Here is a 14,607-nt window from a genome sequence, read left to right on the forward strand (position 1 = left end):
TGGGTCTGCACCCGCGAAAGTCTATACTGACGCAACGCTTGACGTCGTCTATATGGCCAGATGCGCATCGACTGCGCCTCGGCCCAATGCCACTGCACTGCCTGATCTTTTCAGCCTCCATGCAGTTCAGCGAGGCTGTGGGTAACGCGTCATGACATGGAGGACCCATCGTGGCTGAATCGCTGGAATTGAAGTCGCCGCGGTCGGGCTGCCGTACGTTCGAGCGGCTCTCAATCATTGCCGCGCTTGTTGCGGGCGCAATCGCCCCGGTGCTCGCGCATGCACAACAAACCGCGGCGCTCTCCGCGAACGTGGACCCCATGACGATAGCGTCTGCGGTCCACGTCGACGACTACGCCGCGACACGCTACCCGATCATCCTCGTTCACGGATTGTCCGGCTCGGACAAGCTGCTGGGCGTACTCGACTACTGGTATGGCATCCGGTCCGACCTCGAGCGCCACGGCGCGAGGGTTTTTGTCGCCGATGTCACGGCATTTCAGGCCGACGACGGACCACTTGGGCGGGGCGAACAACTCGTTGCCTATATCAAGCGCGTGCTCGCTGTCACAGGCGCTGCCAAAGTCAACCTGATCGGCCATAGCCAGGGCGGCTTGACTGTCCGTTACGCGGCTGCGGTCGTACCACAGTACGTCGCTTCCGTGACGACCGTCGGCACCCCGCATCGCGGCTCCGAGTTCGCCGATCTGGTGCAGGGCATGCTCACGCTCGACCCGAGCGGCTTTTCGCTGGCACTGGCGGCGCAGTTTGCCAACATCATGGGTTATGCCATGGGAAGCGGGCGTCATCCGAACCAGGACGCGGTCATCGCACTGAGGGAACTCACGACGGACGAGGCGAGCCGCTTCAACCTCAAGTACCCGAGCGCGGGCCTGGGCGCACCCGGCACCTGCACGTCCGGCGCGGCCGAGGAGACAGTGGGCGGCTACCGGCATCTTCTCTATTCGTGGAGCGGCTCCGCCATCCAGCCGTACACGAAAATCGCGGGTGTTGTCGTTGGCCGCGACATGAGCATCGTCCCGGTCGTCGATCCCGCGATCTACGTCGATCCCTCCACGCTCGACATGCTTGAAATCGGCACGGTGATGCTGAACCTGGACTCCGGCGTCAACGATGGCCTCGTTTCCGTGTGCAGCTCGCTCTTCGGCGACGTCATCAGCACACGCTACCGCTGGAATCATCTCGACGAGGTCAATCAGTTCATGGGCATTCTGGGCGCCTATGCCGAAGATCCGGTAGCCGTTTTCCGCGCCCACGCCAACCGCCTCAAGCTCAAAGGCGTTTGAGACAGACGATGCGCACGCCCACTCCCCTCGTTCTCCGGTGCATGCGTCCCGCCTCGCGTGCGCTCCGCCAGGCGTTCGCCGCATTCGGCGTTGCGTTGCTGGTGGCGGCTTGCGGCGCGCCGACACCGCGTAGCGAAGCCCCATCGTCATTGCCGGCCGGCGCGATTGCATTACCCGCATCGCTCGCGGGCACCGACGTGCCGTCCTTGCCCGTCGACGCCAGCGGCAATCTGATGCATGTGCGCGCCGTGCGCGATTTTTTCGACTATTGCCTGATCGCCGAGGTGGACCTCGGGCCCGATGGCGTCGACGCGTTCGTCACGCGCCAGATCGCCGCGCAGGTGAACGGGTTGCCGGCGCAGGCCCAGGCGCTCGACGTGTGGACTCGTTATCGCGCCTGGTTCGCCGCTGTCCGGCAGCTAAAGGAAAGCGGTGCTCCAGCGCAGACGATGGAGCCAGCGCGTCTCGCCGATGCATTGGGGCAACGCGAGGCCGTCGCGACGCAAACACTCGGCGAATGGCGGGACGTATTTTTTGCCGACGAATTCGCGCGCGAGCGAAACGATATCGACCGGCTCAAGCTCAGCGTGAATCCGCGATTGAGCGACGCGCAGAGGCAGGCACGCCTCACGGCGCTCGAGCGCGATCTGCCTGCCGACGACCGGGCGCAGCAGCAAGCGCGTCAGCGGGAAACCGTTGTGCTTGCCCACATCGAACGCCTCCAGAAAACGAATGCCTCGCCCGAACAGATGCGCCGTGAGTTGACGCCCGTGATCGGCCCGGCCGCGACCGATCGCCTGATCGCGATGAAGCGCGACGACGACGCGTGGCGCGCGCGTTATGCAGCCTATGTCGTGCAGCGCAAGCAGATCGAAGCATCCGGGCAGTCCGGCAGCGATATCGCGGATCAGGTGCGCCGCCTGCGCGAGCAGACGTTCACCGCACCGGGCGAGACATTGCGCGCGCTGTCGTTCGATGAAGGCGAGGCGCGTCAGTAGCGCTCGCGCCTAGTTGCGCTCGCCCGTTTCATTGAGGTCTTGATGCAGGATCCGCCGCAGTTCGAGTATCGCCTGCGGCGAGTCGGTAATCGAATGCCAGCCCCGGATGACGAATTCGGAATCCGCGCCTTCGAGGTGCGCGCTGCGATAAGGCACGACGCCGTCGTCGGTGTTTTCCAGAGGGCCGCCTGCCTGTCTGCGCGCGATGATCGAGTTGTAGCGCACGTTCGGCGCAATCGGCAGCGTGGCGAGAGCACGGATCATCGGGTCGTCGTCGCTGAGCTGGTCGACGCTGTTCGGAACGCGCCTGGAGTGATTCGCCGACTGCGCGCCGTACGTGCCCATCATCGCGTCCGTGGCGTCCTCCACGTCGTCGAGCAGCGTGAGCGGCAGTTCGATGAGATTCGCCGCCCAGCGTCCGAGAGGATTGCGCGCAAACGAGGTGCCGCGATGCGGCGCCGCGATGAAGACCACACGTTCGACGCCAGGCAGCGGCGTGAAGCGCAGATACGGATCGAGCTGCGCGTGCGCGCGCTCCACCTGCGCGCCTTCCGGTGTGTATTGGTCCGCGAAGACATGCCAGAGCGCGTCTCCCGATGACGACACAAGGGCCTTGCTCAGCACGCCGCCCATGCTGTGGCCGATCAGCACGATGTCACGTGAAGCGCTCGTCTGTCCATTGGGATCGAAATGGCGCAAGGTGCTCAGCAACACCTGGCGGATATCGGCGAGGTTCACAATAATTGGCACATTGGTCGGGTAATAGACCTGCCAAAGCTGAAATTTCCTGCGCAGGGTCGGGTCGCCCTGAATCTCGTTGGCGACGTTGACCCATGCTTCAGGACTCGACGCGAGACCATGCAGGGTAACGATGATGCGGCGGTTCGGATCGAACGGCTGCATGAGAAAGATATGCGGCTCGCTGATGCCGTACTTCGGCAGGAGCAGCGAGGCCATCGACTCCGCGCCGAAATCAGAGCGCGCGAGCCACATGCCGTAACCCGCCGAGAAGTTAGCGCCAAGAGGCACGACCTGGGCGTTGACGTCGACCGAATCCGTCCGGTACGGGTCGTACACCACCAGGGTCGCGTCGCGCCGCGCAAAGACCTCGTCCAACGTAGCGCCGGGGAACTTGAGCAGGACGGTCAGGACGGGATAAGGCATCTCGCTGAACCACGAGCCGCCCGCAAGGCGCTCCTGGCGCGAACGGCGGTGCGGCGTGGCGCTCGATCCGGGCGTGTCGGGCAGGGACGCGACGGCATCGGAAGCGGGGAGCGGCGTGGAGACGGGCGTGGAAAGCGCCGATGCATTCGCGGGGCGCGGCGCCTTCGGCGGGGTCGGTCTGATGTCGGCGTCCGCGACGAACTGCGCGCCAAGGCCGTCGCGGCGGTAGATGCTGCGCAGTCCAGAGAATCTGAGCGATGTCGCCGGGATTAGCGCGCGAGGCGTTTCCACGCCCGCTGGCAGATGCAATCCGTCCAGATCGAACTGCAACTGCCAGTCGGCGATGTGTTTAATCAGCTCCGGCTCGCTGTCGCTGGCCGTCGCATTGATGAGCATGCGCTGGAAAAGTGCCGACGCGGTGCGCTGAACCGCGTAGTTGTAGAAGTCGCGCACCTGGGTCTGCCGGTCTTCGAAAGCGCGCTCGGCCGCCGGCCGCGTGCTGAAGAATAGCCAGGCATAGGCGAAACGGGCCGCACGCAGCCACAGGCCAAACTGCGCGTCGCTCCAGGGCAAGTCGCGCGCGGCCGTGGCCGCAAGCGCCTCCTTGAGCGACAACTCCGCCAGCGCGGAAAGGCGCTGGTCGTTATCGATCATTGATGCGTTCATGAGCCCGTTGGCGCAGGGTTGCGTCGGGCTGCGGCAAATATCTTCGAGGCCGCTCACCGCGAGGGTTTGCTGTGTGGCTTCGCTCAGTGCTCCGGTCGTCAGGATGTCGCCGCGGTTATGCGCGATGTATTGCTCAGGACTGGTGGAACGCACGTGCACGGCTGCGCAGCCGGTGCATAGCAGGCACACGAGCGCCACGACGAGCCATGCCGTTCGCCGCAGCGCGCGATCGGCGACGATGCGCGGGGGCGGCGCTCGCTGGACGGTCCGGCGCGGCATCGGATCTTGCCACCACGGCACAGAGGGTGCGTTGCTCACATGCCGTTACCGGGCGGCGTCGCGGCAGCGTGACCAAGGGCATAACGGCGCGTTGGCCGGTGTGATTGACGGGGCGTGAGGCGAGCCATGAACGCTCCTGGCGGCGACGAATCGTGGGATCGGGGAAGGTCTTGAGAAACTTGCAAGCGCAACACAGTTGGCCGGGAGTCCACTCCTGACCTACGCGCGCGAAGCCTGCTAGCGCCCCGCGCTCGCGATCTGCGCTCGGCGGGCTACAACGGAATGTATCTCGTTGGTAAGACACCTGCTCTGTGAGCGCGCGCCATGTTCATTGAACATTTCCGGCAGTCCGTAGCGACGAAATTTTAGTCATCGTCCGATTCGGATGCTTCAATGCCAGGATACGCGACGGTGGACTCCGGATTACTCCGGCCGAGCAAGCGTTGAACGGCGCTGACGTTCCTTGTGCGTGTGTCCATGAACGTTGCTCTGGTGCGGCGCAACGGATGGATGCCGTCGACGGTTGGGTCATTACGGCGCTCACACCGTCGCCCCGTGATCCCTTTGCTTGACGTCGGGCAGTCGATTCGCCAGGAACGTCGTGAATATCGCCGCAGTACCTCAAATTCAGCATTCGCGACCTATACTTTTCAGGACGATTTCGTTTGCGTCCCTCTTGGGCCCCATGACGTTCCTGTATGAGAAACACATTGTGATCTGCGAGTCGTTCCGGGATCCAGCGTGAGGGACATTCTGCACATTCCACATCCATGTCCACAGGTTCGGATCTCGATCTGGTTATCGTCGGCGGTGGCATCGGCGGTGTCATCTGCCTGAAGTACGCCAAAGACGCGGGACTCAAGACTTTCGTCCTGGAGCGCCGGGAACGTGTCGGCGGGCTGTGGCGCGATCTTCCCTCGTGGCAGGACATCCAGTTTCGCAAGGAAGACTGGACGCTCGGCGACGTCCCGCTGTCCGAAGAAAGGCAGCCGGGTATATTGCGCAATATCGAAGCATGGGTTGAGCGGTTCGATCTCGCGCCTCAAATCGTCCTCAATGCACCGGTCACGAGCGCACAGTTCAGCGCAGACCGCTGGCAAGTGACGACAGAGGGAGCCCGATATCAATCAAGGTGGCTTATCGCTGCCACAGGCGGACACAATCGCCCCGTCGTACCGCAGGTCAAGCGCGATGATTCGTCGATCGCCGAGTATCACTCGTTCGAACTGCGCAATCCGCAAGCGTTGAGAGGCAAACGCGTCACTGTCGTGGGTGGCGGCGCATCGGCGTACGACCTGCTCGACTTATGCTTCACATACGAGGCGAGCAGCATTGCGTGGATCTATCGTTCTACGAAATGGATGCGCCCGACGCGACAGGTCAAATATCTCGGGATCGACGTACGCCTGTTAGCGAAATACCAGATGCTTGGTCTTTCCACGCACGCGATGAACCACCGCATCAATGAAGACTTGCGGGCAAGGTACAAGAAGGCCGGAATCACGGAGATCATGCCGGAGAGCGACTTCGACATCCGTCGCGATCAACTCATTCCGGGCCGGCCGCGCATGATCCAGGGTTTCCGCAGCATAGAGCGCCATCGCGGTGAAGTCCAGTCCGTCCACGGCAAGACGATTCGCCTCTCGAACGGTGAAGAGATCGGGACGGACCTGTTGCTGTGGGGCACCGGCTACGCCATGGACCTCGGCTATCTGGGGCTGGATTCGCTTACCCAGGCAAGCGGGATGAATGAGCTCTCCGCGCGCTGCTACTCCGTCTTTCGCTCGATCGACGCCCCCAACCTCTTTCTTTTGGCACCCGGCGTGCTGGAGACAAATACCTCGACGCCTTGGGCCTACGCCCATGTGGCAAGGTCGATCATGTCCCACATCACAGGGAGTGCCGTCTTCGTGGACCCACCGGTTCAGGCTCTCACGAATCACTATGACCTTCTCAAGATGCTGGCACCACACGACCGGCGGAACTACGCGTTCGGGCTTTGGTACCTCAAGTATCTTCGGCTTGCCATGTTCCATCCAAAGGCACGGCCGATGCCCATCCCTTGAACGACACCGCTGATTTGCTGAATGCGCGCTGGACTATGCCAATTCGCGGCGAAATAAGTCGTAGGTCCGCTTGTTGGCAAGTGCTGCGGCCGTAGCGTCGTAATGATGGCCCGTGTGTCGGGCGAAAGCATGGCTACAGCCGGGGTAGGAATAGACCGTCGCGTTTGACTTCGGAGACATGGCTGCGGTAATCGCGGACTGCGCCTCCACCGAGATAAATTCGTCTTCGGTGCCGAGATGCATGATGATTGGGATGTCGAGCGTGTTCGCCTCAGCAAGGTATTGATCGGTCTCACCGCCGTAGTAAGCCGAAGCAGCGTCGACATCTGTTCGCGCGGCCGTTAGAAAAGTCATCAAGCCGCCCAGGCAGAATCCCATCACGCCTACTTTCCCATTACACTCTGGCAGCGCACGTGCCGCGCTGATAGCCGCACCCGTGTCCTCCACCCCTAAGTCGCGGTTGAAGTTTTGATACAGCGACAAGCCCTTCTTCCACTCGGCCTCCGACCAACTGTTGAGCGCAACGCCTGGCTCCTGCCTCCAGAACAGGTCCGGGCAGAGCGCGACAAAGCCCTGATTCGCCAACTCTCGACAAGTCTCGCGCATGTCGTCGTTGATGCCAAAAATTTCCTGCAACACGACCACGGCGGGAGCCGGGGTTTTCTTCGGCATTTCAAGGTAGACCGCAAATGCACCGTCGTCGGTGGGAACCTGCCGATACTCGCCCATCGCATATCTCCTCGTTAGCGGTCCTGTGAAGACCGGTCTGCACGGTTACCGCGGGAATTGCCAGCCGCGAGTTGCTAATAGCCCATAGCCTGCATTCTGTCCGCGCACGGGAAAATGGCGTCGACGTGCCGGGCAAGCAACATTCCGCCTACGCTACAGGCACTGCTGACGGAACGGGAAATTTTGTAAATCGGTTCACCGCGTCTCACCTGCTCCCCGGTCAACGAACAGACTCCGTGCTTTCTAGCCTTGCTCCGGCGCCAGGTTTGACAGCCCACGTATCCGGAGCACGGATGAGCCCATGCCACCGAGACAGCCTGCGCGGACAAACGCTCGAGGATTTGAATTTTCACACCCTCGGGCCAACGCGGGTCGAAACTGCCGCGTATGTCGCGCCCGTACTCTGCGATCGAGGCCTGCTGTCTTCGCGGACCGTTCTGCGACAAGACGGCAACAATGTGCTCCCACGGAGAGTTTCTGTTGAGCTCATCCACCATTACCTCCCTCCTTCAAGAGCATCGTGGATACAAACCATCTCTCAACGCATCGGATTTCCCGCCGCCCGAATAGGCAGCCCGGATTTCCACGTACATCGCCGCTATAACTCAACAATCCTCATCAAATATCCCTGTCGACGAACTGTTCTCGCGTCGCGCATAAATTCATCAATATCGAGGGCTTTATACCGCTCCGAGAGGTGCTGCTCGCGACTGCACGGCGAATGCCACGCCCAACGCCGGAAACCTGCCGACAAGCATTCCCATTGCGGGAAGCCGCACTTGAGGAGACGAGCCTGGACTCCTCTTCGGCACGCCTCCCCGCCACAATCAAGACTGGACGAATGCGAGCAGGTCCGCGTTAAGCACGTCTGCGTTGACTGTCAACATTCCGTGCGAAAAGCCCGGATACGTCTTCAGCTTGCCGTTCTTCAGAAGCTTGATGGACTTCAGCGCGGCGTCGCCGATAGGAACAATCTGGTCGTCTTCGCCATGAAGAACGAGCGTCGGCACCGTAATCGCCTTCAGATCCTCGCTCTGGTCAGTCTCCGAGAAAGCTTTGATGCCTTCATAGTGCGCCTTCGCACTGCCCATCATGCCTTGGCGCCACCAATTCTGGATAACGCCTTGGTGCACTGTCGCACCTTCCCGGTTAAATCCATAAAAGGGCCCGGCGGGCAAATCGACGAAGAACTGTGCGCGGTTTGCCGCCAGTGCGGCACGCAGACCGTCGAATACGTCGATAGGCAAGCCTTCCGGATTCGACTCAGTTTTCAGCATCAAGGGCGGCACGGCACTGACCAGCGCAGCCTTTGCGACACGTCCGGCCGGTTCGCCGTGCTTCGCCACGTACCGGGCGACTTCGCCACCGCCCGTCGAATGTCCGATATGAACGGCGTTCCGCAAATTGAGTGCTTCCACGACCGCAAACGCGTCAGCAGCGTAATGGTCCATATCGTGGCCGTCCGAGACTTGCGATGAGCGTCCGTGACCACGGCGGTCATGCGCTACAACGCGATACCCCTTCTGGACAAAAAATAGCAGCTGCGCATCCCAGTCGTCCGAGGACAGAGGCCAGCCGTGGTGAAACACGATGGGCTGCGCGTCCTTTGGACCCCAATCTTTGTAGAAGATCTCTACCTTGTCTTTGGTTGTGACGAACGGCATGTTAAACCCTCACTCAATTGAACGGTTTGAAGTTTCGTCCGCATCCTGCGGTCTTGCCCGCCCGGCGTCAAAACTCGAGTCGAGCGATGTGAGATTACAGGCAACAATATGACGTATAGCTGGACACGTGCGGCAAAGCCAATTCCGCGACCGACCGGGCAACGCTCACCGCGGTCAAGCAGACCACGTCGAATTACGGATTACGCTGCAAAAGTTGCCCGGGCAGAAGTTCGGGTCCTTGTCTGCCAGGACATCTGCTTTAACATTCCCAAACGTCGTATCCGGCTTGTGTTTGATGCCGTCATAAAACGCCTGGATGATGTCTTCCTTGAAATTCGCGGTGCGCGGATGTTGATGCACGACCGACTCGCGCTCTTCGTTACTGTACTCCGGATACGTCAGTCCGAGCACATCCATTTCGACGCCCGCGGTCACAAGCGCAACGACCGGGTGCATATGCTGAGGAATACCCGGTGTGGTGTGGAGCGCAATGGCGGTCCACACAGTGTCGATATCGGACTGAGCGATACCGTTGCGCTTCAGGAAGTCCCTCGCTGCATTCGCCCCATCGACTTCGAAGCGTTCAGTTTTGCTGCTGTGTTTTTTCGTCAGCCCCATGTCGTGGAACATGCAACCACAATAGAGAAGCTCCGGGTCGTATTTGAGTCCGCGATGCTTCCCCGCAAGCGCGCCGAAGTAGAAGACCCGGCTCGAGTGGTGGAACAAGAGCGGCGGAGCCGTTTCGCGGACGATTTCGGTTATCTCGCGAGCCAGCTGGCTATCGGGAATAGCGACATCATTGACGGTGAAGGTCATTTGAGTATCTCCAGTTATTCTCTTTGCAATCGACGTAGTCTCACCTGGAAACTTCGGGCTCCGACCTGACGGCGCCAGAGCCCTTTGCGTCGTGGGATTCCAGTGCCGCTGCTACACCAGCCCCATATGCTGGGTCTGCCTTCGTGCAGTGCTCAATGTGAAGGTCACGAACGGGCTTCGACACTCCGTGCATTGCACGCGCGGTGTTATCAAACAGAACCTGTTGTTGGGCCTTCGTCATCAGGCGGAAAAGGTCACCAGGCTGCGAATAATAGTCTTCGTCGACCCGGTGATTCCAGTGGTCAGCCGCGCCCTCGATCGAGAGCGGAGGTTCGCTGAAATCAGGTTGGTCAAGCCACGCACCCTTTGTATTTGGATTGTATGGAGTCGTACCGCCCTGATTGCCATCGACTCGGCAAAGACCATCGCGGTGATAGCTGTTGGTGTGCGCCGCTGCGCGAGGAGCATTAACCGGAATCTGAAAATGATTTACTGTCAGCCGATATCGCTGCGCATCCCCGTAGGAGAACAGCCGGCCTTGAAGCATCTTGTCCGGAGAGAAGCTGATTCCCGGGACGACATTCGCGGGGTTGAACGCGGCTTGTTCGACGTCCGCGAACCAGTTTTCCGCGTTCTGGTTCAGTTCGAAGTACCCGACCTCGATGAGAGGGTAATCCTTCTTCGACCATACTTTCGTCAGGTCGAAAGGGTTCACCTTGTATGTCGACGCCTCTTTCTCAGGCATTATCTGGAAATACACCTTCCAACGCGGAAACTGGCCGCTCTCGATGCTTTCGTAGAGGTCACGGTGATGAGTCTCCCGGTCGGAACTCACAAGCTCTCCCGCTTCCTCGTCAGTAAGGTTTTGGATACCCTGCTCGCTTCGCATATGGAACTTCACCCAGAACCGCTCGTTGCTGGCATTGATGAGGCTGAATGTATGACTTCCAAAGCCATGCATATGCCGGAAAGTGCGAGGTATGCCCCGGTCGCTCATTACGATGGTGACCTGATGCAGTGCTTCCGGCAGTTGCGTCCAGAAGTCCCAGTTGCTTTCGGCGCTTCTTAAACCCGTCCTTGGGTCGCGCTTGATAGCGTGGTTGAGGTCAGGAAACTTCAGCGGGTCTCGGAGGAAAAAAACCGGCGTGTTATTTCCGACGAGATCCCAGTTACCTTCTTCGGTGTAGAACTTCAGCGCGAACCCGCGAATGTCCCGTTCCGCGTCCGCTGCACCTCGTTCACCCGCGACGGTCGAGAAGCGAGCAAACATCTCGGTTGTCTTTCCGATGTTCGCGAATATCTTCGCGCGAGTGTACTTCGTCACGTCGTGCGTGACGGTGAAAGTGCCAAAGGCACCGGAGCCCTTCGCATGCATGCGACGTTCCGGAATGACTTCACGGTCGAAATGAGCGAGTTTTTCGAGAAACCAGACGTCCTGAAGAAGTACTGGACCACGCGGGCCGGCGGTTTGAGTGTTCTGGTTGTCAGGAACCGGTGCACCAAAAGCGGTAGTGAGCTTGCTCATATCTGGCCTCGTCAGGGTGTTGCCATTGAGTTTTCGCGCCGAATGCCACTTGCCCGTGAGAACCTGGACAAAATGGCTTGACCTGGCGAGCTTGCCAGTGACGCGGATTTCAGCGGACAAGAATCGGTGGAATTCGAATGCGGAAGCTTTCTCAATCGCAATCACGATATCGAAAACCCCTACGCCGGTCCTATACGCGACCTGACGCGTCCTGAAAAAAATCAGCCAATCCCTTCAGGTGATGCGCAGGATTGACGTTCGACTTCATCAGATTCCGATGTCGCTCAAATATTGGCAAATCGAAACTTCCGAAACATCTATTGAAAGGATTGTTAATCCGTATATTTATGAATTAGCAAAATTTAACACCTTAGAACTGGAAATTTCAGTTTTTAAGTTCAACAATCAATTAATTCTTGCTGCACAGCAGAGCCCTTCCTTACAGCCATCGACACCGTCGCTAGCTCCGGTGTTCCCTGCTCTCCGAGCAATCCCCGAGACACATCCGTGCATACGCACACGCTGCGGAGCTTTGTCATGGTCACACACGCTAACAATCATTTTGAATTTGGCAGAACCGTCGTCTCAGGCCATCGTCGCGAAATCATGCACGGCGGCAAGAGAGTCGAGATAGGCAATCGAGCGTTTGACCTGTTGCTGTTACTACTTGAAGAGCGTGGTACAGCGGTTAGCAAAAACAGAATCATGGAGATGGTGTGGCGCGGGCGTATCGTCGGGGAGAACGCATTGGAAGCCCAGGTATCGGCGCTGCGCCGTGCGCTATCCGAGGACCGGAAATCCATTCTCACCGTAGCGGGGCGAGGATATCAATTTGTAGGACGTTTGCGCACGCAATCAGAACCAACGAGGCCTTTACACTTCGCAGACACGAAGTCTTACCGCGATAGTCGCAAGCCTCAAATCCCTGGCTACGCTTCACGCTCGTTCGGACGCGAAGCTGACAGTCAAGAGGTTGAACGAAGGCTGGAAACGGCACGTGTGGTAACGCTTGTTGGCGCGGGAGGGGTCGGAAAGACGCGGCTTGCGGTTGAAACCGCACACCGGATCGCGCATCGATTTCCGGACGGCGTATGTATCGTACAAGCTGGCTCGATTCGCGCTCGCGACGAACTGCCTTCCCTCATTGCTTCGGCGCTCGTGCCGTTTTTGCCGGATGGGCCTGCGCATCTGCTTTTTGAGCGTATCGAAGGCAAGCGCATCCTGGTCCTTCTCGACAACTGCGAACATCTCCTCGATGCGATTTCGGGCATTTGCGAAACGCTCCTGGAAGCGACTTCCTCAGTTCGCCTGCTCGCCACAAGCCGCGAGGCGCTGCGCATACGGGATGAATCCGTATTTCATGTGTCGCCTCTTGACGTCCCGCCGGACTCAGAGGGCGATGATATCGACCGCTATCCGTCCGTTGCCTTGCTCCTTGACCGGGTGGGCAAACCATTTGACCCATCCGACCGTCAAGCCATGAGAGCGGCAGCCGAAATTTGCAAAGGCGTCGATGGCGTCCCTCTCGCTATCGAACTATCCGCGGAATGCATCCCGGCGCTGGGATTTGATGGCGCTGCGGAACAATTACAGCGTCGCTTCGAGCTCCTGACACGCGGTTTCCGTACCGCACCCGCCCGGCACAAGACGCTGCGAGCGTCAATCGACTGGAGCTATGAGCCTCTCTCGCAAGCCAGCAAAGCCGTTTTGAACGGCTTGAGTGCGTTCGATGGGCCTTTTACGCTGAATGCTGCGCATCGCAAGGTGGGCTCCCATCACCTCTCCGAAATAAAGGTCACATCTACGATAATCGAGCTAGTCGAGAAGTCATTGGTAACACGGCTTCCCCAGTCCAATCCCGTTATGTACAAACTGTCGAACACCATGCGCGCCTATGCAAGCGAGAAGCTGCAAGAGAGCGGCGCCGGACAATAGAACACGCCGTATGCGCGCTTCAGGTCACGCCCACCTTCCCGGCATCACCGCCCGCCCAACGCCGCTTCGGGAAGGCGGTGATGGATTTGCCGTCAGCTTTTGATGAATTGGAGCAAGTCCGCGTTGATTCGGTCGGGATGGGTAGATGCCATCCCATGCGGCAGACCTTGATATACCTTTAGCGTCGCGTGCGGAAGCAGCTTCGCCGAGAGCAACGCGGAATCGGCGATTGGCACGACCTGGTCATCGTCACCGTGCATCACCAGTGTCGGAACCTCAATGCTCTTGAGGTCGGCAGTAAAGTCGGTCTCCGAGAACGCCTTGATGCAGTCGTATTGTGCCTTCGCGCCCCCCATCATTCCCTGTCTGAACCAGTTGTCGATTAGACCCTGAGAGACCTTTGCGCCAGTGCGATTGAATCCGTAGAAGGGACCGGAAGGTACGTCTCGATACAGTTGGGGGCGATTGGTCAGAAGCGCCTGCCTGAAGGAATCGAAGACCTCGATTGGCGTTCCGTTCGGGTTCGACTCACTTTTCACCATGATGGGAGGCACGGCCCCGATAAGCACAGCCTTGGCGACTCTCCCTTTACCGTGCTGGGCAACGTAACGCGTAACTTCCCCACCGCCCGTCGAATGCCCGACGTGAATCGCATTTCGCAGATTCAGTGCAGTAGTCAACTCGGCGACGTCGGCCGCGTACGTATCCATCTCGTTGCCACGCAACGTTTGGGTGGAGCGCCCGTGCCCTCGCCGGTCATGAGCAATTACCCGGTATCCCTGGGCGAGAAAAAACAGCATTTGCGCATCCCAGTCGTCAGCCGAGAGTGGCCATCCGTGATGAAAGACTATTGGTTGACCCGTGCCCCAGTCTTTGTAGAAGATTGTTGTACCGTCTTTCGTCTTGATACTCTTCCAGGCGCCTCCCGGGTACGAGGGTGCGAGAGTATCGGCTGCTCTTACGGCTGACACAGGCAGCACACTGGCGGCGACGGCTGTCCCAATTGTTTTCAGAAATCCACGCCGACGCAAAGAACTGGAAGTCCGGGTATCCGCAGCAGAGTTTTCCATTTTCATCACCTGTTGTTGCTTCGAGAGGATGAGTGCGAGCTACTGATAGACGCCCATTGAATAGGTGCTACGCGAGCGACCGGGTGAACTGCTCTCAAATGCTTGACGATACTGAGTCTCGTCGTCGCTGTCCTTCGCCCGCCCTGACCTGACCTGAAATCACCAGAGATGGGTGCGAAACCTACCCCATGCGTCTCGATAGCTTGCTCTGCTCGTTAATGCAGTAGTGGGATAACGAATGTGAGCCGGTGCTATGAAATTCAGGCGACAACGGTATTAAATCAGGCAAATTTCCCCCGCTGTGAGCTACGATGCAAGAACGGTTGATAGCACGCGAGACAACGACGGAAGACACCCTATTGGCAATCGTTCTCGAGCCAAAGCGCAG

The 14,607-nt window shown here is 59.3% G+C and carries 11 protein-coding genes; 4 read left to right on the forward strand and 7 right to left on the reverse strand.

Features of this window, described 5'->3' with window-relative positions; genetic code table 11:
- The first annotated feature begins 170 nt into the window (after positions 1-170).
- Both C7401_RS00670 and C7401_RS00675 read left to right on the forward strand, forming a co-directional pair.
- Positions 171-1,307, forward strand: a complete 1,137-nt coding sequence (locus tag C7401_RS00670) for an esterase/lipase family protein (protein WP_444980873.1) — start codon at positions 171-173, stop codon at positions 1,305-1,307.
- An 8-nt stretch (positions 1,308-1,315) separates the two neighbouring features.
- Positions 1,316-2,305, forward strand: a complete 990-nt coding sequence (locus C7401_RS00675; RefSeq protein WP_112169272.1) for a lipase secretion chaperone — start codon at positions 1,316-1,318, stop codon at positions 2,303-2,305.
- 9 nt (positions 2,306-2,314) lie between these two features.
- Here the strand turns inward: C7401_RS00675 and C7401_RS00680 are convergent, their stop codons facing one another.
- A complete protein-coding gene (locus C7401_RS00680) occupies positions 2,315-4,414 on the reverse strand; it encodes an esterase/lipase family protein (protein WP_220092794.1) in 2,100 nt (699 codons plus the stop codon).
- 770 nt (positions 4,415-5,184) lie between these two features.
- Between C7401_RS00680 and C7401_RS00685 the strand changes: the two genes are divergently transcribed.
- Entirely contained in the window at positions 5,185-6,480 is a 1,296-nt protein-coding gene (locus tag C7401_RS00685) for an NAD(P)-binding domain-containing protein (RefSeq protein ID WP_112169274.1), read from the forward strand.
- A gap of 33 nt (positions 6,481-6,513) precedes the next feature.
- Here C7401_RS00685 and C7401_RS00690 read toward each other — a convergent pair whose 3' ends face one another.
- From C7401_RS00690 to C7401_RS00710, 5 genes are all read right to left on the reverse strand, one after another.
- A complete protein-coding gene (locus C7401_RS00690) occupies positions 6,514-7,209 on the reverse strand; it encodes a dienelactone hydrolase family protein (protein ID WP_112169276.1) in 696 nt (231 codons plus the stop codon).
- A 74-nt stretch (positions 7,210-7,283) separates the two neighbouring features.
- Positions 7,284-7,706 carry a DUF3331 domain-containing protein gene (locus C7401_RS46060; protein WP_112169278.1) on the reverse strand — a complete coding sequence of 141 codons (423 nt, stop codon included), beginning with the start codon at positions 7,704-7,706 and terminating at the stop codon, positions 7,284-7,286.
- Positions 7,707-8,036: 330 nt separating this feature from the next.
- Positions 8,037-8,873: an alpha/beta fold hydrolase gene (locus C7401_RS00700; protein ID WP_112169280.1), complete on the reverse strand. Its 837-nt coding sequence runs from the start codon at positions 8,871-8,873 to the stop codon at positions 8,037-8,039.
- A 174-nt stretch (positions 8,874-9,047) separates the two neighbouring features.
- A complete protein-coding gene (locus C7401_RS00705) occupies positions 9,048-9,689 on the reverse strand; it encodes an HD domain-containing protein (protein WP_112169282.1) in 642 nt (213 codons plus the stop codon).
- Positions 9,690-9,729: 40 nt separating this feature from the next.
- Complete coding sequence (locus C7401_RS00710) at positions 9,730-11,214, reverse strand: catalase (RefSeq protein WP_112169284.1); 1,485 nt, start codon at positions 11,212-11,214, stop codon at positions 9,730-9,732.
- A 537-nt stretch (positions 11,215-11,751) separates the two neighbouring features.
- Here C7401_RS00710 and C7401_RS00715 point away from each other — a divergent pair.
- Entirely contained in the window at positions 11,752-13,149 is a 1,398-nt protein-coding gene (locus C7401_RS00715) for an ATP-binding protein (protein WP_112169286.1), read from the forward strand.
- Between the two features lie 92 nt (positions 13,150-13,241).
- Here C7401_RS00715 and C7401_RS00720 read toward each other — a convergent pair whose 3' ends face one another.
- Complete coding sequence (locus C7401_RS00720; RefSeq protein WP_258396782.1) at positions 13,242-14,225, reverse strand: alpha/beta fold hydrolase; 984 nt, start codon at positions 14,223-14,225, stop codon at positions 13,242-13,244.
- Positions 14,226-14,607: the final 382 nt, after the last annotated feature.

This window comes from Paraburkholderia unamae (genome assembly GCF_003268775.1).
Lineage (GTDB): Bacteria > Pseudomonadota > Gammaproteobacteria > Burkholderiales > Burkholderiaceae > Paraburkholderia > Paraburkholderia unamae.